Here is a 21,025-nt window from a genome sequence, read left to right on the forward strand (position 1 = left end):
ATTTTTTTAAGCAACTCCCGAGCTGTTCCCTTATAGAACAGTAGGGAGGATGGACTGTCCCATAATAATACGGGAGCGGGTGTCGATGATAAAGGTATTCAAAATATATCGGATATAATTACATGAAACTTATGGTATATTTTAAATATCTTTTGAGATACCTTATTATTCAGTTCAATATACATCCATAAAACCAATACAATAATTATTGGTGGTTATATGATTTAAGCACTTCATCTTTTAGTTTATCAACTATTTGTTTTTTATATTCTAAAAATTCCACAGTATTTCTCTTCCTAGGTCTATCTAAACTAATATCCACAATATCCTTTACTTTTCCCGGTCTTGCAGTCATTATAATTACTCTATCTGATAAATAAACTGCTTCTTCAACACTGTGAGTTATAAAAACTACGGTTTTTTTATCTTTTTCCCATATCTTTAAAAGTTCATTTTGCAATATTGTTCTTGTTTGGGTATCCAGAGCTCCGAAAGGTTCGTCCATCAGCACAATTTTTGGGTCATTTGCAAGGGTTCTTGCAATTGCCACCCTCTGTTGCATTCCTCCACTGAGCTCATATGGGTACGCATCTTCAAAACCTTCCAAACCTATCATTTTTATAAACTTTCTTGCTACTTCATCCCTTTCTGCCTTTGGAACTCCTTTTATTTCCAAGCCGAAACCCACATTTTCCAAAACAGTTCTCCAAGGTAGCAAGGTATATTGCTGAAACACCATGCCCCGTTCTGCGTCGGGTTTTTCGATTTTTCTTCCTTCAATAAGTATCTCTCCAGAAGTGGGTTTTTCAAGCCCTGCAATCATCCTCAATATTGTGGATTTTCCGCACCCACTTGGTCCCACAATAGATAAAAATTCGTTGTTTCTAACTTCAAAATTTACATTATCTACTGCTAAAACTTCCTTTTTCTCCGTGATAAATTTCTTAACAACATTTTTAATTTCCAATATCGCCATAAAAACACCAATTAGCATTTTTTAATGCAGCAAATAAAATATATAAAATAAATATAAATTATAAACTTTATTTCATCATAGTTTTCCATTTGAAGTATCTATTTTCAATATATCTTAGCCCTCTGTCAAGGGTTAATCCTATCAATCCTATTATTACCATAGATGCCACAACGATATCCATTTTACTAAGTGAATAGGCATACATAATTAAATATCCTAAACCAGCATCACTTCCTGGAAGCATCTCAGCCGCCACAACACACATCCAAGCTATACCTGCCCCTACTCTCAATCCAGTTAAAATCCCCGGTGAAGATGCAGGAATAATAACTTTTAAAAGTATATCCTTTTCCTTAGCTCCTAATGTTTGAGCAGATTCTACAAGTATCTTTGGAACGCTTTTTACACCGGCAATTGTGTTTAGCAATATTGGAAAGAACGCACCGATGAATATAATAAACAGCATGGAAGTTTCCCCTATTCCAAACCATGCAAGAGCAAGTGGAACCCATGCAAGTGGTGGTATTGGTCGCAGGAGCTCCACAAATGTATCAAATAAATCATGAATTATTGAAAAATATCCCATCAATATACCAAGTGGCACAGCTATAATTCCTGCCACTAAAAAACCAGATAAAACTCGCTTAATACTAACAATCGTGTTATCCACAAGATTTATCCCTGTTCCTAATATGGGGTTTTGGGGGTGCATTAAAACATTGATAACATCTTCCAATCTCGGCAATATAACAGGATTATTTAACCATATAGCCACCCCTTCCCATAAAACAAGACCAAATATAGGTAAAACTAAATTTTTTATAAGTTTCATAAGCTACCTCCCATCTTTTGATTTAAAATTTAAAAATCGAAGCTTTGCTTCGTAGCGAAATATTATTTTACCAACATGTTAATTTCCTTGAAATCCTATTTATGATTTTATTTGATATTTATCTTATAATAAATATTATTTAAAAATATTTATTAAAATATTAAATAATTATAAATAATTATAAATAATTAAAAATAATAAAATTAGTTGGTGCCCCCGCATAAGGCAATAACAAATCTTGATTCTGCTTTATCAAGTTCCTTTAATGAATTTCCTTCTATAATATAACTGTTATTGTATTTTTCAATTGTTGCATTCCTACTTCCTTTTATAATCTTAATAACCATAGTTTTATTGCTATTTTTTACCTTGTAGATTTCTTCAGTATTATTAAATACACTTTTATCGGCAAGTATGTGGGGATAATATTGATTAAAGAATTTTAATTTCATTATTAAATCGGTGGTTGCTACTCCTCCTTCATTATTTGGTAGAGATTCATTGTATTCAAAATATATTATTTTATGAGCAAGGTAATAATTTCGTATATCAGTATCATTTGTGTTTATTAATTGTGTAGATAATGCTTCGCCTACTGTCGCCCTTAGTGGCACTTTAATGCTGTTATTTTCAAAATTCATGAAAATATAGTCATTATAATAATTACTGTTGCCATAATTATTATTACCTGAGCTCTGTTTATCAACGCATAGACATAAACTGCTCATTAAAATTATGGAACAGATTAGCAGTATGAGTTTTTTCATAGTATCTACCTATTTTATTTTTATTTATTTAGCCAATAACTCATCGACTATTTTTTCAAATGTTTCATCATCTATATGAGCTCCTTCTTCCCTGGTCTCCTTTACCTTTTTAACAATTTTCCACAATTTATCCTTGGAAACTTCAATTCCCATCTCTTTTAGTTTAGACTCCACAGCCTTGCATCCTGAATGCTTTCCAAGAACAATTTCTCTTTTTTGACCGATTTTTTCAGGAAGAAACGGCTCATAAGTTAGTGGATTTTCAAGCACTGCATCAACATGAATACCGCTTTCATGATAAAATACTCTGTCCCCCACTATTGGTTTATTTACAGGAACTGTTATTTTGGAGTATTCTTCTACCATTTTAGAGAGCTCCTTTATCACTGATATATTCAAGTCCATTTCAACATCATATAAAACAGTCAATGCCATGATGAGCTCCTCCAATGGTGCATTTCCTGCCCTCTCACCTATTCCATTTACTGTGGTAGATACTGCCTTTGCACCACCCATAAGCCCATAAATTGAGTTTATTACTGCAAAACCAAAGTCATTGTGGCAATGAACTCCAATATGTGCCTTTTTTAAATTTTTGCTTAATTCTGAACATATATAATTTATAGACTGGGGTGTGCCTGCACCTGTTGTATCTGCAATATGGACTCTATCTGCCCCATGCTCTTCTGCATTCTTGTGAATTCTTATTAAATCTTCAATAGGGGTTCTTGTGGCATCTTCTGCTGAAAATGCTACAAAAAGACCATGGTCTTTTGCATATTCCACTGCCCTCATCCCCATTTCCTCAACTTCTTCAATGGATTTACGAAGTTTATATTTTAAATGAAGGGGTGAAGTTGCTATAAAAGTGATTATCCCATCTACATCACAGGCTATTGCCTTATCAATGTCCTCTTTTAGAGCTCTCGATAGTGCCAATATTTCTGCATTCAGTCCTTCATTGGCTATCTCCTTTACAATCTCTCTTTCCTTTCTTGATACCGCAGGAAATCCTGCTTCAATTTGTTTAATGCCCAGTTCATCCAGTTTTCTCGCAATGTTTAATTTCTGCTCCTTTGTAAAACAAACACCAGGTGTTTGTTCTCCATCTCTCAATGTTGTATCATAGATATAGGCATCTTTTAGGTTTAATTTTGGATTATATTGGCATACTGCTTTCCATTCCATCTTTTCACCAAAAGTATCACTAATATAAAAAAAATATTAAAAAATATTAAATATTAGTTATAAATAAGAATTTCATTTTTTCACTTCTAATATATATACTGTATCCTTAGCTTTGAGTTTTTTGAGAACATCCTCATTTTTAACAATTTTACCTACGATATTTGTCCCCTCAAATGTCTCACCAGTGGGTCCATACTTATCATTTGAACTTAATCTTGTGCCGATATATCCCTTGTATCTTTTAACCATGTTAGTTACCCCAATGTATCCACCTTCCAGAGTTCCAGTTGGAGTATTCTCTGGCAATAGTCCTTTTGCATACTCGTCATTTCTTTCAAACATTGCCATATCGCCAGTTTTGAAATAAACATTCAATGTCCCTATACTTTTTGTCGTGAGTCCGGTGGTTTTTCTAAAATACCATGCTGTATTTGGGGCTTTGTCATCATATATTTCAACATATAATAACTTATCGGGAGATATTCCTTTGGTAACTACTTCTTTTGATTTCAAAACATCCATGGTGTATTCCGGACTTTGTTCTATTACTATGGCATCTTCGTTAGTGTCTCCTTCCATTGTGTGATTAATTCCGTGCTTTTTAAATAATTCGGATGCTTCTTTTTGGGTTTTTCCTATGGCATTTAACCGTTCTGGTTTTGACACCACAGATATAATCCCCTCGTCTGAAAAATCCACGAGCTCCATACCTTTGGTTATTCTACCCACTACGGTGTGGGATAATGAAGATGCCCGGTTCTCTTTATAAATATATACCTTACCAACTCCGTCCCCCGTATTTCTAACGGTAATTGAACCTCTTTTTCTATCTTCAAGATTTTCTTCATCAATGCTAAGAGTCTGCAATCTACAATCTGCAATAAATGTATTTGTGCCCTCTGTGGCTTCAAAATATCCATCTTCCATTAATGCAAGTGCATGCTCCACAGTCTTTGAAGGTCCTTCAAATTCTGCCTCACAATATGTCCATATTTCCCATCCATCTTCTAGTTCAGTATTTAGGTCTGTTGTTGTCAAATAATCTATTTTTTCTTTTGATTCCCTTATTGGTTCAATGGATATTATAGAATCCTCAGGCGTTAATTCAGACAATACTCTTTTCCCACCAATTAATATACCTATTTTTGGACTTTCGATGCCATAAATCTCCTGAGTATCTTTTTTAACAAATACAAGGTGTCCCTCAGTCTTATCAAATCCAGAAATGCTTAATACAACATCCCATTTTTTGAATTTTTCAGGTTTGTTGCTCATTTTCAAGTCAATTGTTATATTTCCAAATGATACATCAGAAACACTTCTCCATCTTACATTTTTACCTTTGAATTTCTCATAATTATTATTCCAGAAATCCACAGTGCCGGAGCTCTCGGTGATTCCAATAATCATGGAACCTTTTGTAGTGGTTATCTTATATTTTTTTGATTCTTTTTCCACTTCTTTTTTTATTCCTTTTATAATTACTATATTTGCCCCCATCTTGTATGGTTCTCCTGCTATAACCTCTTTAAGAAACTTTCCAGATTTCTTGGTGTTATTAACCAATACCTCAGCCATTTTTTATCAACTCCAATAATATCAACCAGAATATATTTATATGAGCAATTAAATATAATTAAAACTTACTATTTAATAGTAGATTAATATAAGTTATAAAAATATTATAAAATTATTCCATAATTTTTATTTTATCAATATTTAACAATTATTTAACATAATATGTAATATATATTTTTTTATAATTATCTTACAACATTTATAAGGGATAGTATGGAAATGGAAAAATTAAATGAACAGAAAGAAGAAGCTGTAAAAAAAGAAAAAACCGAAAAAAGGCTGACTTCCAGAGCTAAAAAAATGCTTAGAGCTCAGTCCCACACAATAACACCAGTGGTGTGGGTTGGAAAAGAAGGCGTAGATAAAGTAATAATGGAAGTTAAGCGACAGATAAAAGACAGAGGGCTTATAAAAGTCAAAATTAGAAAAAGTGCATTAGAAAATAGCGATAGAAAAGAAATTGCAGAAAAAATAGCCACTGAAACAAACTCTGAAATAGTAAGTTTGGTAGGAAATGTAATTACATTATTTAAGCCAAGAGAAGGCTGGAAGAGATACACCACTAAAAAACCTAAAAAAGAGAGATATATAGAAGAATTCGAAAAGTTCAGAGCAGGTCGAAAGCTTAAAAAATAAAAATAGTTAAGTTATAAGGACACCAATAGAAAATAATATATATAGGTTTGTAAAATTATAATAAAGATTGCCCGGTTATGGATTTTGAAAATTTGGCATAGATTAAAAACCAATAATTAAACCTATTAAAATTTTTTGAAGTTAAGAATTTTATCTTTTATAATATATTAACCTATAATATGTAAAAGAGATAATATATCGTAAAAAGTATAAAAATAAATAAAATCGATAAATAATTAATAAAAAATAAAAATAAAAAAATGAGGTGCTTAAATGACAACAGTATATGATGTTCCCCCAACAAAATTAATTGAAAAATTAGCAGAGAAGTTAAAAGAAATGAATATCGAAGAACCATCATGGACAGCATTTGTTAAAACAGGAGCTCACAAAGAAAGACAGCCAGACAATGACGACTGGTGGTATGTAAGATGCGCTTCCGTTCTCAGAAAAATATATACAAACGGACCAGTAGGTGTTGAAAAATTAAGAAGTGCATATGGTGGAAGGAAAAACAGAGGACACAAACCAGAGAAATTTGTAAAAGGTAGTGGAAATGTTGTAAGAACAGCATTGCAGGCATTGGAAAAATTGGAGCTCGTTAAAAGAACAAAAGAAGGTAGAGTAATTACACCAAAAGGTCAGTCATTGGTGGATAATACCGCAAAAGAAGTTAAAGATGAAATAATTAGTGAAATTCCAGCATTATCAAAATACTAATTACCTAAACCTATTTATAGCACTGCTGAGGGAAATTATGGACCCAGAAGAAATAAAAAGAAGAAAACTGCTGGAAATGCAGCAAGCTGCTGCTGCCAATGCCGGTGTTGATGAACAGGCACTTCAACAGCAACAGCAGTATGAGCTCCAAAAAAGAAAAATACTTAAACAAATTTTATCTGAACCTGCAAGGGCGAGATTATCAAGAATTAGGATGGTGAAACCTGAATTCGCCGAACAGGTTGAACTTCAACTTATTCAGCTCGCCCAGATGGGGAGATTACAAATTCCTGTTTCCGATGAGCAGTTAAAACTGCTTTTGGATAAAATATATGAAATGGGCAAATCTAAAAAGAAAGATATTAAATTTGTTAGAAAATAAATGGTTAATAAGGTTTTGATATGGAAAAAGTTCATGTTCTATTTAGCGGTGGGAAAGACAGCTCATTATCTGCCATACTTTTAAAAAAACTTGGCTATGAACTTGAACTTATAACTATAAATTTTGGCATCCTTGATTCTTACAGGCATGCCCAAGAAACCGCAAAAATATTGGGTCTCCCACATAGCGTAGAGTTTTTAGATGGAGAAATACTTGAAAAATCCGTGGATATTATCTTAAAAGATGGATTTCCATCTAATGGAATCCAATATATTCATAAAACCGTTATCGAAATCCTATCCGATAAATATAAACTTATTGCAGATGGAACAAGAAGGGACGACAGAGTTCCGAAATTATCTCATTCAGAAATTCAAAGCATTGAAATGAGAAAGAAAATTCAATACATAACTCCATTGATGGGATTCGGTCATAAAACCATTAGGTCTCTTGTGGATAACTACTTCGTCATCTCTGAAAAAGAAAGTGAGGATTTATTAAAATCCGATTATGAAACTGAGATTAGAGAACTAATAAAACTAAGAGGGGAAAATCCATTAGATTATTTCCCAAAACACATTCAATCAAGAGTTATAGGTCTTAAAGAAAAAATTTAAAAAAACAACGAGGTGTATATGATGTCATCAATTAAACCACATGCTAAAAAATTAAGACTTGCTAAGGCTTTAAAACAGAACAGAAGAGTTCCATTATTTGCAGTTGCAAAAACAAAAGGTAAAGTAAGAACACACCCAAAAATGAGAAATTGGAGAAGAAACACACTTAAAAAATAAATAAAATAAATAAACTGTATATTTATAAATAATAAAATACTTTTTTAATTAATATTAACTATTTTACCATCTTTAAACATTCCAACACTTTTTTGAGAATTTTCAGAGGTGCAGAATATTAAATCTTTATGATATCCTAAATTTTTCAAATTATTTGCAGAACTCCCATTAAATATTAATGATTTCCAATCTGACTTAACCAGATTTAAAGCAGGGGTGAGCTCTTCACTATATATTTTATCGTCCATATTCTTTAAAACATATTTTGCAATCAATCCAGCACCAATATAATCTTCAATGGCAAAACTACCTTTTCTATGGCATGGTATAATTAATATATCTTTTTCATTTTCTTTTGCTATTTTGTATGCTGCATCTGCAACATATTTTGCATTTGTTATGGAACCTATCAATATGTTATCGGAGAGAATGCTTTTCAAAACTCTTGTCCCATTTGTAGTTGTCAATATGATACTTTTTCCATCAGTTGTTTGAGATATTATATTATCTCCATTTAGTTTTATTTCTAACGGCGAATTTCCAAAATCAAAATCTTCAATTTTCTTCCCGTTTCTCTCCCCTACCTTAATAAAATCTTTAAATGATTGTGCTTCAACATCTTCAATACTATCAGTTATATATATCTCATCGCACAATTCCAATAATGTTGTAATTGTCGTAGAAGCCCTAAGAACATCCACGACAATCACGCAGAAATCTTTAAAATCATAGGGCAAATTATGTTGTAATTGATGAGCTCCGTAAAAGTTATGAGATATATGCACATTCATAATATCACCAAAATTATTAAGTTAGGTCATGCAATTGGTTTCAAATGTTTCAAAGTATATCATTTGATAATTAAACTAACCAATTGTTTTATAAGTTTCATCGTTGGTTTCGTTGCCGTCCCCAACTCGACTTAATAGATGTGACCCGCACCCTCCTATCCCTCCGTCTCTATTAAAGAGAGTTTGGGAATTGCTTACGAAGTAAGAGAGCTACGAAAACCGCAGGTTTTTGTTTAATCGCTTACTAAATCTTACTAAATATATACTTTTACAGGATGAGTTGGTAATTTACACAAATCTATCCCTTTAAAAGCATTATCAACCACTTTTCTCATAATATTGTAAGCACCATTAACATCAGCATTTACAACCCATCCTTTTAATGTTTTAAACAATCCTCTACAAAACCTCTTACCTGCGTATTCTTTCTTTTTGCCTATTTCTTCATTATCAAAGAATGAACATTTAGATGTGTAGCTTTCCTCTATTAGTACCACTTTAATACCAACCTCTTCTGCCTTATAAACAATTTTATCAATTAATGTCTTAAATGGTATTAAAGTGAAAGTTTGATTATTTTTCTTACCTAAACTTACTTCCTGCTTCCAATCATCATTGTATCCAATGATGATTTTAGAAACTTTATTCTTAACGCAGTAATTAACTACAAATCTACTTGCCTTATGTATCCAATCACTGACTTTAAAGTTTCTCTTGGTTATCACCTTTTTTAGTTTCTTACCTGATTTTATACCTTGTTTATCGTAAATAGATTTTAGGTTGGAAACAATTTTATTGAAAAACTGGTTAATAGATTTAATCCCTTTCCCATTGTCTTTAATGATAATCGGTTTATCACCAAAATTATTTGTCATTGTAATAATGTTTTTCATTCCTAAGTCGATGGATATTATTTTGTTATCATTTAGTTCCATAATTATAGGTTCTTTCTCGTAAATAATTTCTATTTTATAACCTCCTAATGTTGGTATTAATCTGACTTCCCTGATGTTAGTATCGTCGTTTAATCGTGTATCTACTGTTAAATTTATTTTCTTTGGAAATCTTAATTTTCCATCTTTTATTTTACATTGTTGGTTTGTGAAAACCAACATAAAAATACCATCTTTTGGTTTAAAGGACGGTGGTTTTGGTTTTGCTTTAAACTTATTTGAATTGTTCCTGTATTTTTTTAAAGCTTTGAAATATGATTTCCAATTTCTACTGACTATTTTTAGTATCTGCTGTGCTGATTGTGTTGGTAGTTCTTTGTAGTTCTCACTGTCTTTTAGTAGTTTATTCAGGTCATTATATAATAGTAATTTATTTTCTTTTAGATGTTGTTTTATTAAGTATGTTGCTTGGTTGTATAGATTCTTTGATATATGGGAGTAATAGTTTAAGGTTGGATTTAGTGGAATATAGATTATTTCAGTTCTTTTCATTATATCAAATCTCCAATTTTATTATATAGTAGGATGGTTTAAATGATATATTATTATTTGACAATATTTGAAACATATGGTTTAAAAGTGTGGATGATATAATGTATATTTAATTTTATAAAAAAACATTATGTGGTAAATTATGATATTGGATGGATTGACTAGATTTAGTGGAATTTTTGAATTATTGGGAATTGTTTTTGTAATATTTATTTTCTTGGGATTATTGGTATTATTAACTGCAATAGTTCTAAGCTATTTTCTTGTAAAGAAGGATAGGTTAATATTCCCTAGACTATTTTTATATATTATGGATAATTTCTACTCCATACTTTTAAAAATATTCCTTTTAGTTGGAACGGAGGATACATTCTACAAAATTGGATTAGATTTCTACAATAAATACTACTACGACAAATTTAATGAAGCCAAAAATAAGGTTTTAATACTACCCCATTGTTTAAGGGATTTAAAATGTCCTGCAAAGTTGGGAGCCAATGGAATCCAATGTATATTTTGTGGTAAATGTCCCTTGGGCGATATAATAAAAACTGCAAAAGAAAATAACTACGATGTATATATAGTTCCAGGCTCAACATTTTTAAAAAGGATATTAAAGGAAAAAAGACCTGATGGAGTATTTGGAGTGGCTTGTTATAGCGATTCATTCCATGGTATGAACTACCTTTCGAGAAAAGGCATTGCAACACAAAGTCAGCCCTTATTAAAGGATGGCTGCATATGCACATCTGTGGATGTTGAAGAATTATTGGAGCGATTGAGAGATAATAAAAAATAAAATAAAACCTTTGTTTTGCTACTCACTTACGAAGTAGTGAAAACTAAAAAAATTAAAAACATATAAAAATATTAAATACCATTCTACATATATGTGCTTCTTATATCTATATTTAAAATAACAATAATTATTACAAATTTAATTTATTGAATTTTTATTAAAATGGTGATAACATGTTATCAAAGATAAAAAACACATTAAAAGGCATAACAAAACAAAAATTAGAACAGGAAAACGGAACAAAATATATAATGTTTGGTGGAAAAGGTGGTGTAGGTAAAACTACAATGAGTGCAGCAACAGGAGTATATTGTGCAGAACAGGGATTAAAAACCGTTGTAGTTTCAACAGACCCTGCACACTCTTTAAGAGATAGCTTTGAACAGGAATTCGGGCACGAACCTACAAAGGTTAATGGAATTGACAACTTATATGTTGTGGAAATTGACCCACAAAAAGCTATGGAAGAATATAAAGAAAAATTAAAAAGTCAGATTGATGAAAACCCGATGCTCGGAGGAATGTTGGAAGAGCAGTTAGAAATGGCTTCATTATCCCCTGGAACTGATGAAAGTGCAGCATTCGATGTATTTTTAAGATATATGGACAATGATGAATTTGATGTGGTTATATTTGATACCGCCCCAACAGGACATACTTTAAGATTCTTGGGACTCCCTGAGCTCATGGATAAATACATGTCAAAAATGATTAAGTTCAAAAAGCAAATGAGCGGAATGATGAAGATGATGAAAAAGATAATGCCTTTCGGAGGTAAAGGGGACGATATAGACTACGATAAGGCATTGGAAGAAATGGAAGTCATGAAAGAAAAAATAACAAGGGCTAGAAACATTTTAGCTAACCCTGAAAGAACATCATTTAGACTTGTAGTTATTCCAGAAGAAATGAGTATTTTAGAAAGTGAAAGAGCAATGAAAGCTCTTGAAAAATACAACATTCCAATAGATGCAGTAATAGTAAATCAGGTAATACCAGAAGATGTTGAATGTGATTTTTGTAAGGCTAGAAGAAACCTTCAACAGAGCAGATTGGAAATGATTAAAGAGAAATTTGGAAGTAAAGTTATTGCACAAGTCCCATTATTAAGAACCGAAGCCAAGGGTCTTGAAGTATTAAAAGAGATATCAAAAATACTCTATGGAGATAAAACAGAAGAATAATCAAAAAAATAATTAATTTTTTAAGATATTTATTTTTTAATATTATTTTTTTTAAATATAAATATAAATTATTCTGGTTATTTTAGTTTCCCTGAGCTCTATCTAAAACAATATCAACAACCCTATCATCCGCACCCATAGGTTCTCTGTAAATTATCTCCACATCTTCTGGGAGCTCTATTTTTTCAGTGTCGTGGTGATGATGATGGTGATGATGGTGGTGTTCGCATCCCTCCCCGTGTTCATGGTGATGTTCTGTTTCATCGTCCCCTTCATAGATTCCTAAAATTTTTGGAATATCTCTTTTTGTATGGTTTCCATGAGCCAAGAAAACAGGAACAACGATGATTTTTTTAGCACCTTTTTCAACAGCACTATTAATTGCCTGAGGTATTGTTGGTTCATTAAATTCCATCATGCCAACTTCTATAATAGGATATATGTTTTTTTCCCTTATTTTTTCAGCAATCTCAGAAACTATTTCTTTTGAATATGGCAATCTACTTCCATGGCCTACTAAAACTAATGCTTCCATATTATACCTCACTTTTATTTTGTAATACTTTTGTTATTGTTCTTCATAAACATATATATAGTTTTCGAATTTGAAGAGGTTGTCGAAAAATATTAAATTATCAATAACATATAATACATGTTATGAAGGGGAATATAAAAAAGAAAATAGAAAAGAAAAAGACCAATCCTAAGACAAAAGGATACTGGAGAATATACGACCTTAGATATAAGAAATACGACCTAAGAACTACTTATACGTTGATTTTATCCATTACAAACATGCTGAATCGTCCTTCTACCGAAGGACGAAAGGTTGATAGGGTATCTGCCCTACCCTATAATGAATATGTGGTAGTTCTAATATTAAAACATATCTACAAACTAAGTTTAAGGGATTTAGAGACACTCTCAAATACATTACATAACAAACATATTGACCATTCCACATACGGTAAAGCATTTAAACGGATGGATAATGAGTTTCTATCCAATTTACTCACTTTTACATATACGATTATAGATAATCTACTAACTCAGCCCTCCAACAAACTATATATGGCAGACTCAACAGGAGTTTCCATAAATAGGTTATACTATGAGTGCATTCACGGAGGGAAACGTACTAAACGATTGGTGCATGATAAATTGCATGTTCTAGCATCATACTATCCAGAACAAGGATATATTCCAATAATCTCCGCCCGTTGGGGCGGAGGTTATAGTTCCGATAGTGCCAACCTATTGGAAATGGTTAAACAGATTGATTTTTTAGATAATGAATATCTACTGGCTGATGGAGGATATGATTGCTGTGAATTGTTTGAATATTTACTACAACACAATATCACTCCAATAGTTAAAACAAAAGAATTCAAGTGGAAGTATCATATTAGCAAAGTTAGAAAAACCATTAAGAGCATGTTTAACAAGGATTGGTATCGCCTTCGGGGGATAGTAGAATTCATATTTGGAGGGCTGGAGACTAAAAACAGGTTAATATTAGATGACAGGTTGGCGGATAGCAGAGATGTAAAAGCACTATTGCTACTGCGATAGTGCATAACGTATTAACACTAATGAGAGTATTAGTATTAACATATGATACTGAATAAAATTACAAATTCAATTATTCGACAACCTCGAATTTGAATACTTATTAATAATATAACATTAAAGATAACTATAGAAACAAATATGGAGAATATTAGGTCAGCTACCAACGACTAAAGTCGTTGGCTTGCCCTTCCAACTCCCTCAATAATAAGGGCGGAGGACATTAGGCTGGCTGACGGACAGCCCTGTATTATTTACCAATAAAGCCCTTCCAACCGTATCCACTCTACCGAGCTTCGTGCCTTAGGGCTTATTACAATTTATAGTTTATACAACATATAAATTTTTCGGCATTCCTCCAACGGCTAAAACCGTTGGCTTCCTGCCGAAGGAATCGTGAAATTATTATTGGGTGAAATTGTGGCAGTATCTTCCTTAACGGTAATACTTTTATTTGCACTAATCTGGACAATATTATATATATTATACAATAAAAAACCAAATAATGACAATGTTGGGTTAAAAACATATTATGGAATATTTGGAATATTAAGAACCCCCTGGGGTCTGAAAACCATAGAAACACTGGGGAAATATAAAGTATGGCAGAAAATATCCATTTTATTAATTCCAATCTGCATAATTGTGAGTATTCTTACTTTTTACATGCTTATAAATTCTACGATTCAATTATTTAACGGAACTGTGCCAAAAGAAAGCTCAAAACCTGTTATATTTTTATTCGGAAATATGATACCATGGATTCCCGGAATTATAGCTCTTATAATTGGAATTACATTTCATGAGATGGCACACGGTATTGTAGCACGGTCATTTAACTTGAATATAAAAAGCACAGGATTACTTCTTGCTTTGGGTATTCCTCTTGGTGCATTTGTTGAAATAGGGGATGAATTCAAAAACGCCAGTAAAAAAGTAAGGGGTGCTGTGGCATCAGCAGGACCAATAGCAAATATAATAATATTTTTTATGGTGCTTTTTATAACTCCCTATTTCTATGGGATTTCTACTCCATTAACCATTACAAATGTATTAGAAGATTATCCAGCTAGTGGAATACTTATGAAAGGGGATGTAATATATTCAATTGGCAAAAGAAGGATAAATTCATTGTCTGACTTCTACGATGCTGTGAAGGACATGAAACCAAATGAAAAAATAGCAGTAAGTGTTTTAAGGGATGGTCAATTGAAAACTGTGGAATTAATAACCTCAAATGATGGAAAAATAGGCATAAATGCAGAACCTTCAAAAAATTTGTTGTTTATACTTCAAACGCTATATTGGACTAGCATGTTAAATTTAATGCTTGGATTCTTTAATCTATTACCTGCGTTGCCCTTGGATGGTTTTCATGTGTGGAATGCACTCCCTGAGCTCATCCGAGATATAAAAAGAAACAGCAAAATAACCGAAAAGATTTCAAAATACCTGGAATACATAATAAATGAAAAAAATTTATCATCTATAAGTTTAATGGTTTGGATGATTATATTTGCCTCCATGGCATATTCATTTGTATAATTTTTTTATTTTATTTTATTTTTTTATTTAATTTTAAAGGCTGGTGAATTATGATAACAATAGTGTGTGCAGAAGGCGGTTCAACGATATATTCATTAAAAAATGCCATAGAGAATTTAGGGGAAAAGTGTGAAATCCTACTATTATCAGACAATAATTTAATGGTAGAAAGGAAGTTTAATATTGATACCGATTTAATCCATTCAAGATGTGGTATTGGGGATTATTTAGATAGATTAACCCTTTTTTCATGGCAGGTATTAAATGTTTTGGAATCAGAAGAACATAAATTCATCAACCCCCTTAAAACAATCTACAATTCGTCGGATAAATTCAAAACCATTAAAATACTTTCAAAAAACAACATAAACACACCAAAAACGGCACTTGTAAGAGACTATGAAGATGCCAAAAGATTTATGGAAAAATATAATTTAAATTATCCCATAATATTAAAAAATTCTTTCTCAAAATGTGGATTAAGTGTAAAAATGGCAAAATCTGACGAAGAATTAAAAAAATATACGGAAAATGCAATATGGGAAGGAACTATTGTCCAAGAATATGTTGATTTTGGGGAAAATGGAATATATAAAGACATTCGGGTTCTTGTGGTGGATGGGGAAGTAATTGGCGGATATAGAAGAGTTAGTAAAAATTTCATAACTAACTTACATCTTGGAAATGGCATCGAGCCATTAAAACTAAATGACGAAATTGAAGAGCTCGCATTAAAATGTGCGGAATCCATGAACGGATATATTATGGGTGTGGATATATTACCTTCAAAAAATGGATACTATGTAATTGAAACAAATACTGCACCAGGGACAAAAGGTTTCAGAGCTCTGGGTATAAATGCAGATGAAGAAATTGCAAAATGTTTAATAAATTATAAAAAGAGATAAAACTAAAAGTTAAATAGATATTAAACGATAATATCCGTAATATCCGTAATTTGGGGGAAATTATGATTGAAAATCTTATTTATAGTTTTATTTTTGTAATCGTGGCATTGGCTCTCTCTTTCAAAGAAAAATTGGGAACAGAAAAGGAAATACTCTTTGTTTCCATTTTGGCACTTATTCAGTTGTTTATTTTAGGGTATATACTTATCCATATTTTTACTTTGGGGATGGCTTTTGCATATTTGCTAATGTTAATAATGATTTTTGTTGCATCATATATCGTAAATAAGGAGGTTAAACTATCCAATAAAAAGAAGTTATTTTCCTGCTTATTTCTAACATATCTAACAACTGCAATTGTTTCCTTGTTGATTTTAATATTTTCAAATATCGTCCCATACGAACCTAGATATGTAATTCCACTTATGGGGATGGTAATAGGAAATTCAATGAACACTGTTCATTTAACATTGAATAAAATCATAGACATTATTAAATCAAATAGAAATGAATTATGGGGATACCTATCATTAGGTGCAACAGAGTTTCAGGCATTAAAGCCATTTATGAAAAACGCCATTAATTCAGCAATTATTCCCCAAATGAACAGAACAAAATCTGTGGGAATTATATTTATTCCCGGAGCTATGACAGGTATGATTCTAAGCGGAGCTGACCCCATTTATGCCGCAGAGATTCAAATAGTAATCATGTGGATGATACTAAGCGGTGCGGTGATTTCCGGGCTACTGATATGTTATCTTATATATAAAGAGCTCGTTAAGGTGTAGAAATTAATAAATTATCTTTTTTTGTTTTTATTATTCAATTTCCATTTCAAACCCAACAACAGGATGTTCCAAATCAAAGTTTAATATAACTTCCGGGTGGAGCTCACCAAAATACCCTATTGCTTTTTCAGTATCTGCATTTATTATCCTTGCACATCTTCCCCCTATAAATGATGGATGGTCGTAGTTTTCCAATTTATAATTTATATCCATCTCTCTTAAAAGACCTTCTGCATAGCTTTTCAACTCATTGAAGTTTGCATTTGGATGAATTATAGCAAATGCTACCTTTCCTACATTTTTACATTTTGTATATGAGCTCTCATCAGTTTCATCGATTACAACACAGTCCCCCACTTCAAATATTTTCTGTGGGAGCTCATTGTGTTTATTAATATACAATGTTTCCAACAGCAAAGGTAGTATTGACGGTCTAACAACCCTGTGCTCTATTGATGCAGGTTTTAAAACTTCAACATATTCTTTATCATCTACATCAATCTTCATTTTTTTGAAAAGCACATCCTGATTTGATAATGTTAAATTCATTACCTCAAAAAATCCAAATCCTACCATAACATCTCTTATAAAATCAAATTTCTTTTCCAGCGGATGTTTTTCCCCAATTGTGGCAACATTTGGGAATTTCCCAGTGAATTTATCGTATCCATAATGTATTGCTACTTCCTCTGTGAAATCGACTTTATGGAGTATATCGACTCTATATGCTGGGATTTGGACAATTATATTATTTTTTTCATAATTATATTCTGCATCCATTCTCGCCTTTCTTAAAGATGTTATTATTTCCCCAGGATTTAAATTTAATCCGAGTCTTTTATTTATAAATTCTGGTGAGAGCTCTTCTACTTTTGGCGTTAAGTCTGGATAAATTATTGTATCCTTTTTATTTTTATTATTGCTATTAACCAACTTCACAGAATATATTGTTCCGCCCCTATCTGCAAATGCACTTACCAATATATTTAAGGTATTTTCTACCGCATTTTTATCCGTTCCTGTGATATCGATTAATAAATTTCTTGTTTCCGTTGTTACTTTTGTTAGATTCCCGTTTATTATCGGAGGCATTGAAAGAACATTTCCATCTTTATCAAGTATTATAGGATACCTGCCATCAGCAATTAAATGAGCGTATTTTATACCTTTTTCATGTTTTTGAAGGATTTCTTCGGGCGTCATTTCTACATCATATCCCAAAGGTTCAAATTTCAATTCATCCCCTTTTATTTCCTTATAATAAAATGGGGGAGCTACTTTATCAAAGTCATGAATACCAATTGCTATCTTTTTTCTATCTCGTCCAATAGTCCAATGGAGCTTCTCTTGAAGATTTATTATACTTTCCAAAACCAAATCATCGACAATAACATTTTTTACAATTGCAAAGGCACAATATGGTCTAAGTCTCACATCTTCAACAAAAACTTCAACATCTGATTCATAAACATCATACTTTGGCATTCCTTTATCTATACCCATAAATCCCCTAAATCCTCTTGCAAGCCCTTCAACACTTAAATAATCTGGTCTATCAGGGTTTATTGAAAACTGGATGATTTTTTCTTTTTTATCCTCTTTAATTTCTTCAAATATTTCTTCAACTTCAACCCCCATCATTGGGAATTTATCTTCAATAGTCTTATCGGATAAACTCACATTAACAAGATTTTCAAGGTCTCTTTTATTAACATTGATTGTTGGCATGTTTTCACCTTTTTTCTTTTTATGGGTGAAAACATTAGAAACCATGGGTTTCTTTTATGTTTTCACCATCTTTCTTTTTTTGGGGAAAATATATAAAATCCTGAAAGGATTTTAAGTATGTTTTTTCACCTTTTTTTCTTTATCTTTTTTTATTTTTTTCTTTTTTCCGTCCCAACTATTGTAAAATAATAATATTAAATTAATTAAATTATACCAATACCAAATTTTAAATTATATAAAATAACTTAAATGATATTATAATAGTATTAAAAATAACATAAATAGAAATAATATTTATATTTAGTGATAATATGAAAATCTACAACACATTAACAAAAAAGAAGGAAGAGTTTAATCCAATAGATGGGCATGAAGTTAAAATGTATGTTTGCGGACCTACGGTTTATGATTATGCCCATTTAGGTCATGGCAGAACCTATGTGGCATTTGATACTATTAGGCGATACCTTGAACATAAAAATTATATCGTCAAATTAATCATAAATTTCACAGATATAGACGATAAAATTATAAATCGTGCAAATGAAAAAAGAATAACACCAAAAGAGCTCGCAGATAAATTCATAAAATCATTTTTGGAGGATATGGAAAAACTGAATATCAAACCAGCAGAGCTCTATCCCAGAGTTTCAGAACATGTGGATGACATAATAAAATTCATAGAAACACTTATAGAAAAGGGATATGCCTATGTGGCTGATGATGGGGTTTATTTTGATGTAAAAAAATTTGGAGACTATGGAAAACTGAGCAATATCAATTTAGATGAAATGATAGCGGGGCATAGGGTGGAAAAGAACCTAAAAAAGAAAAATCCAGAAGATTTTGCACTATGGAAGTTCGCCAAACCTAATGAACCAAAATGGGACAGTCCATGGGGTGAAGGGCGACCTGCATGGCATATAGAATGTTCTGCAATGGGGATAAAATATTTAGGGGAACAGTTCGACATCCACGGCGGAGGAAACGATTTAATATTTCCGCACCACGAAAATGAAATTGCTCAGAGTGAAGTTTATACAGGCAGAAGTCCTTGGGTAAAATACTGGATGCATACGGGATTTGTGATGGTAGATAGGGAAAAAATGAGCAAAAGTCTCGGAAATTTCATTACACTTAAAGATTTAATTGATAAGTATGATTCTGAGGTCATTAGGCTGTTCCTACTGCAAAGACACTATCGTTCCCCACTTGATTACTCAGAAGAAGGATTACTTGATGCAAAAACCAATTTAGAAAAATTATACAACACCTTAAAAAATGTTGATGCAACTATTAGGAGCTCACATATAAAACATAACTTGGATGACATTGATATAAAAACTTATGAAACCATTAGGAATGCTTGGATAAACTTTTATAACGCCATGGACGATGATTTCAATACACCAGAGGCACTTAAATATGTTTTCGAAGTTTCGAATGTCATAAATAGATATGTAAATACATCAAACAATCCAAACAAAAGTGTATTGACAAAGGCACTTGACTTCTTTAAAATGGTTGGAGAGATATTTGGAATCTTCAATAAGTTTGATAGCAAAGATAACGAAGGAATAGAAGAGGATTTAATAAATATTTTAATAAATATCCGTGCAAAGTTGAAAAAGGAAAAAAATTACAATTTGGCTGATGAAATAAGGGACGAATTAAAAAATATAGGTATTCAGCTGGAAGACAGCCCTAAGGGAACGATTTGGAAAAAATTGTAGATTATAATTATATAGATATAGGAACATATACGGGGATAATTTGAGTAGCTACAAAACTATTGCAAAAGTGGGGAGCTCTAAAAAAGTGTTTAAAAATTCGGTATTTATTGGATACGCATCACCTGTAAAAAATGAAGAAGAAGCAAAAGACTTTATAAATAAGATAAAAAACCACCATAGCGACGCAAATCACAATGTATATGCCTATATTGTAGATAATCATTTAAAATATGATGACGACGGTGAACCTAGTGGAAGTGCTGGAAAACCTATAATGAATATTTTAGAGCTCACCCACTTAAAGAACATTGTTGTAGTTGTGTCTAGATACTTTGGAGGTATAAAATTAGGATACGGCGGACTTGTGAGGGCATACAGCGATACTGCAAAGGAAGCAGTGGAAAATGCAAAAATTATTGAAGTATTTGAAAAGGAGTGCTTCAAAGTAGAGCTCCCCTATAATTTATTAAGTATCGTAAAAAAGATAGTAATAGAAGAAAATGGAGAGGTTGTTAAGGAAGATTACGCAGATACCGTTGTTTTTACCATTGCAGTGAGAAAGGGGACTGCTGAGAAGGTTATAAAAAAATTAATTGACCATACCAAAGGGAATATAAAAATAAAAAATAATAAATAAAAATAAAAAAACAAAAATAAAA

At 31.8% G+C, this 21,025-nt stretch carries 22 protein-coding genes; 13 read left to right on the forward strand and 9 right to left on the reverse strand.

Going from position 1 to position 21,025, the window contains the following annotated elements; genetic code table 11:
- Positions 1-205: 205 nt before the first annotated feature.
- The 5 genes from Mjas_RS03030 to Mjas_RS03050 form a co-directional block, all read right to left on the reverse strand.
- Positions 206-976 (reverse strand): ABC transporter ATP-binding protein, encoded by a 771-nt coding sequence (locus tag Mjas_RS03030; protein WP_421078303.1) that lies wholly within the window; start codon positions 974-976, stop codon positions 206-208.
- 67 nt (positions 977-1,043) lie between these two features.
- A complete protein-coding gene (locus Mjas_RS03035; protein WP_421078304.1) occupies positions 1,044-1,808 on the reverse strand; it encodes an ABC transporter permease in 765 nt (254 codons plus the stop codon).
- A gap of 203 nt (positions 1,809-2,011) precedes the next feature.
- Positions 2,012-2,575 carry a hypothetical protein gene (locus tag Mjas_RS03040; protein ID WP_421078305.1) on the reverse strand — a complete coding sequence of 188 codons (564 nt, stop codon included), beginning with the start codon at positions 2,573-2,575 and terminating at the stop codon, positions 2,012-2,014.
- Between the two features lie 24 nt (positions 2,576-2,599).
- On the reverse strand, positions 2,600-3,763 hold the full coding sequence (locus Mjas_RS03045; RefSeq protein WP_421078306.1) for a homocitrate synthase family protein: 1,164 nt from the start codon (positions 3,761-3,763) through the stop codon (positions 2,600-2,602).
- A gap of 72 nt (positions 3,764-3,835) precedes the next feature.
- The gene (locus Mjas_RS03050) at positions 3,836-5,341 is read right to left on the reverse strand and encodes a methanogenesis marker 3 protein (RefSeq protein ID WP_421078307.1); all 1,506 of its coding nucleotides are present in this window, start codon (positions 5,339-5,341) and stop codon (positions 3,836-3,838) included.
- Positions 5,342-5,554: 213 nt separating this feature from the next.
- Here Mjas_RS03050 and yhbY point away from each other — a divergent pair, with 213 nt between their 5' ends.
- The 5 genes from yhbY (at position 5,555) to Mjas_RS03075 (ending at position 7,873) form a co-directional block, all read left to right on the forward strand.
- Positions 5,555-5,977, forward strand: a complete 423-nt coding sequence (yhbY, locus tag Mjas_RS03055; RefSeq protein WP_421078308.1) for a ribosome assembly RNA-binding protein YhbY — start codon at positions 5,555-5,557, stop codon at positions 5,975-5,977.
- Positions 5,978-6,250: 273 nt separating this feature from the next.
- On the forward strand, positions 6,251-6,697 hold the full coding sequence (locus tag Mjas_RS03060) for a 30S ribosomal protein S19e (RefSeq protein WP_421078309.1): 447 nt from the start codon (positions 6,251-6,253) through the stop codon (positions 6,695-6,697).
- Positions 6,698-6,734: 37 nt separating this feature from the next.
- Positions 6,735-7,079, forward strand: coding sequence for a DNA-binding protein (locus Mjas_RS03065; RefSeq protein WP_421078310.1), 345 nt, complete (start codon positions 6,735-6,737; stop codon positions 7,077-7,079).
- Positions 7,080-7,099: 20 nt separating this feature from the next.
- Positions 7,100-7,696 carry a DUF7411 family protein gene (locus tag Mjas_RS03070; RefSeq protein ID WP_421078311.1) on the forward strand — a complete coding sequence of 199 codons (597 nt, stop codon included), beginning with the start codon at positions 7,100-7,102 and terminating at the stop codon, positions 7,694-7,696.
- 21 nt (positions 7,697-7,717) lie between these two features.
- On the forward strand, positions 7,718-7,873 hold the full coding sequence (locus Mjas_RS03075) for a 50S ribosomal protein L39e (RefSeq protein WP_421078312.1): 156 nt from the start codon (positions 7,718-7,720) through the stop codon (positions 7,871-7,873).
- Between the two features lie 44 nt (positions 7,874-7,917).
- On the opposite strand, the gene comB is transcribed toward Mjas_RS03075, so the two are convergent.
- A complete protein-coding gene (comB, locus tag Mjas_RS03080) occupies positions 7,918-8,664 on the reverse strand; it encodes a 2-phosphosulfolactate phosphatase (protein WP_421078313.1) in 747 nt (248 codons plus the stop codon).
- A gap of 254 nt (positions 8,665-8,918) precedes the next feature.
- Complete coding sequence (locus Mjas_RS03085) at positions 8,919-10,109, reverse strand: RNA-guided endonuclease InsQ/TnpB family protein (RefSeq protein WP_421078314.1); 1,191 nt, start codon at positions 10,107-10,109, stop codon at positions 8,919-8,921.
- A gap of 142 nt (positions 10,110-10,251) precedes the next feature.
- Here Mjas_RS03085 and Mjas_RS03090 point away from each other — a divergent pair, with 142 nt between their 5' ends.
- Together Mjas_RS03090 and Mjas_RS03095 are read left to right on the forward strand one after the other, a co-directional pair.
- Positions 10,252-10,908 (forward strand): DUF116 domain-containing protein, encoded by a 657-nt coding sequence (locus Mjas_RS03090; RefSeq protein ID WP_421078315.1) that lies wholly within the window; start codon positions 10,252-10,254, stop codon positions 10,906-10,908.
- Positions 10,909-11,081: 173 nt separating this feature from the next.
- The gene (locus tag Mjas_RS03095) at positions 11,082-12,092 is read left to right on the forward strand and encodes a TRC40/GET3/ArsA family transport-energizing ATPase (protein ID WP_421078316.1); all 1,011 of its coding nucleotides are present in this window, start codon (positions 11,082-11,084) and stop codon (positions 12,090-12,092) included.
- Positions 12,093-12,174: 82 nt separating this feature from the next.
- Here Mjas_RS03095 and cfbA read toward each other — a convergent pair whose 3' ends face one another.
- On the reverse strand, positions 12,175-12,627 hold the full coding sequence (gene cfbA, locus Mjas_RS03100) for a sirohydrochlorin nickelochelatase (RefSeq protein ID WP_421078317.1): 453 nt from the start codon (positions 12,625-12,627) through the stop codon (positions 12,175-12,177).
- 122 nt (positions 12,628-12,749) lie between these two features.
- On the opposite strand from cfbA, the gene Mjas_RS03105 reads away from it, so the two are divergent.
- From Mjas_RS03105 to Mjas_RS03120, 4 genes are all read left to right on the forward strand, one after another.
- Positions 12,750-13,664, forward strand: a complete 915-nt coding sequence (locus tag Mjas_RS03105; protein WP_421078318.1) for a transposase — start codon at positions 12,750-12,752, stop codon at positions 13,662-13,664.
- A gap of 417 nt (positions 13,665-14,081) precedes the next feature.
- Positions 14,082-15,206, forward strand: coding sequence for a site-2 protease family protein (locus tag Mjas_RS03110; RefSeq protein WP_421078319.1), 1,125 nt, complete (start codon positions 14,082-14,084; stop codon positions 15,204-15,206).
- A gap of 50 nt (positions 15,207-15,256) precedes the next feature.
- Positions 15,257-16,114 (forward strand): coenzyme gamma-F420-2:alpha-L-glutamate ligase, encoded by an 858-nt coding sequence (gene cofF, locus Mjas_RS03115; protein WP_421078320.1) that lies wholly within the window; start codon positions 15,257-15,259, stop codon positions 16,112-16,114.
- 62 nt (positions 16,115-16,176) lie between these two features.
- Complete coding sequence (locus Mjas_RS03120; protein ID WP_421078321.1) at positions 16,177-16,905, forward strand: ABC transporter permease; 729 nt, start codon at positions 16,177-16,179, stop codon at positions 16,903-16,905.
- A gap of 30 nt (positions 16,906-16,935) precedes the next feature.
- On the opposite strand, the gene pheT is transcribed toward Mjas_RS03120, so the two are convergent.
- Positions 16,936-18,633, reverse strand: a complete 1,698-nt coding sequence (gene pheT, locus Mjas_RS03125; protein ID WP_421078322.1) for a phenylalanine--tRNA ligase subunit beta — start codon at positions 18,631-18,633, stop codon at positions 16,936-16,938.
- Between the two features lie 311 nt (positions 18,634-18,944).
- Here pheT and cysS point away from each other — a divergent pair, with 311 nt between their 5' ends.
- Positions 18,945-20,366 carry a cysteine--tRNA ligase gene (gene cysS / locus Mjas_RS03130; RefSeq protein WP_421078323.1) on the forward strand — a complete coding sequence of 474 codons (1,422 nt, stop codon included), beginning with the start codon at positions 18,945-18,947 and terminating at the stop codon, positions 20,364-20,366.
- Positions 20,367-20,406: 40 nt separating this feature from the next.
- Positions 20,407-21,003 (forward strand): YigZ family protein, encoded by a 597-nt coding sequence (locus Mjas_RS03135; RefSeq protein ID WP_421078324.1) that lies wholly within the window; start codon positions 20,407-20,409, stop codon positions 21,001-21,003.
- Positions 21,004-21,025: the final 22 nt, after the last annotated feature.

The sequence above is a fragment of the Methanothermococcus jasoni genome (assembly GCF_049075655.1).
Lineage (GTDB): Archaea > AGJL01 > Methanococci > Methanococcales > Methanococcaceae > Methanofervidicoccus.

What these genes read in the sequence shown, in the direction of transcription:
- pheT (WP_421078322.1), bottom strand. Translation starts at nt 18,633, where the DNA reads ATGCCAACAATCAATGTTAATAAAAGAGACCTTGAAAATCTTGTTAAT.
- Mjas_RS03070 (WP_421078311.1), top strand. Translation starts at nt 7,100, where the DNA reads ATGGAAAAAGTTCATGTTCTATTTAGCGGTGGGAAAGACAGCTCATTA.
- cfbA (WP_421078317.1), bottom strand. Translation starts at nt 12,627, where the DNA reads ATGGAAGCATTAGTTTTAGTAGGCCATGGAAGTAGATTGCCATATTCA.
- cysS (WP_421078323.1), top strand. Translation starts at nt 18,945, where the DNA reads ATGAAAATCTACAACACATTAACAAAAAAGAAGGAAGAGTTTAATCCA.
- cofF (WP_421078320.1), top strand. Translation starts at nt 15,257, where the DNA reads ATGATAACAATAGTGTGTGCAGAAGGCGGTTCAACGATATATTCATTA.
- yhbY (WP_421078308.1), top strand. Translation starts at nt 5,555, where the DNA reads ATGGAAATGGAAAAATTAAATGAACAGAAAGAAGAAGCTGTAAAAAAA.
- Mjas_RS03090 (WP_421078315.1), top strand. Translation starts at nt 10,252, where the DNA reads ATGATATTGGATGGATTGACTAGATTTAGTGGAATTTTTGAATTATTG.
- Mjas_RS03045 (WP_421078306.1), bottom strand. Translation starts at nt 3,763, where the DNA reads ATGGAATGGAAAGCAGTATGCCAATATAATCCAAAATTAAACCTAAAA.
- Mjas_RS03095 (WP_421078316.1), top strand. Translation starts at nt 11,082, where the DNA reads ATGTTATCAAAGATAAAAAACACATTAAAAGGCATAACAAAACAAAAA.
- Mjas_RS03105 (WP_421078318.1), top strand. Translation starts at nt 12,750, where the DNA reads ATGAAGGGGAATATAAAAAAGAAAATAGAAAAGAAAAAGACCAATCCT.
- Mjas_RS03075 (WP_421078312.1), top strand. Translation starts at nt 7,718, where the DNA reads ATGTCATCAATTAAACCACATGCTAAAAAATTAAGACTTGCTAAGGCT.
- Mjas_RS03060 (WP_421078309.1), top strand. Translation starts at nt 6,251, where the DNA reads ATGACAACAGTATATGATGTTCCCCCAACAAAATTAATTGAAAAATTA.
- comB (WP_421078313.1), bottom strand. Translation starts at nt 8,664, where the DNA reads ATGAATGTGCATATATCTCATAACTTTTACGGAGCTCATCAATTACAA.
- Mjas_RS03035 (WP_421078304.1), bottom strand. Translation starts at nt 1,808, where the DNA reads ATGAAACTTATAAAAAATTTAGTTTTACCTATATTTGGTCTTGTTTTA.
- Mjas_RS03040 (WP_421078305.1), bottom strand. Translation starts at nt 2,575, where the DNA reads ATGAAAAAACTCATACTGCTAATCTGTTCCATAATTTTAATGAGCAGT.
- Mjas_RS03085 (WP_421078314.1), bottom strand. Translation starts at nt 10,109, where the DNA reads ATGAAAAGAACTGAAATAATCTATATTCCACTAAATCCAACCTTAAAC.
- Mjas_RS03065 (WP_421078310.1), top strand. Translation starts at nt 6,735, where the DNA reads ATGGACCCAGAAGAAATAAAAAGAAGAAAACTGCTGGAAATGCAGCAA.
- Mjas_RS03050 (WP_421078307.1), bottom strand. Translation starts at nt 5,341, where the DNA reads ATGGCTGAGGTATTGGTTAATAACACCAAGAAATCTGGAAAGTTTCTT.
- Mjas_RS03030 (WP_421078303.1), bottom strand. Translation starts at nt 976, where the DNA reads ATGGCGATATTGGAAATTAAAAATGTTGTTAAGAAATTTATCACGGAG.
- Mjas_RS03120 (WP_421078321.1), top strand. Translation starts at nt 16,177, where the DNA reads ATGATTGAAAATCTTATTTATAGTTTTATTTTTGTAATCGTGGCATTG.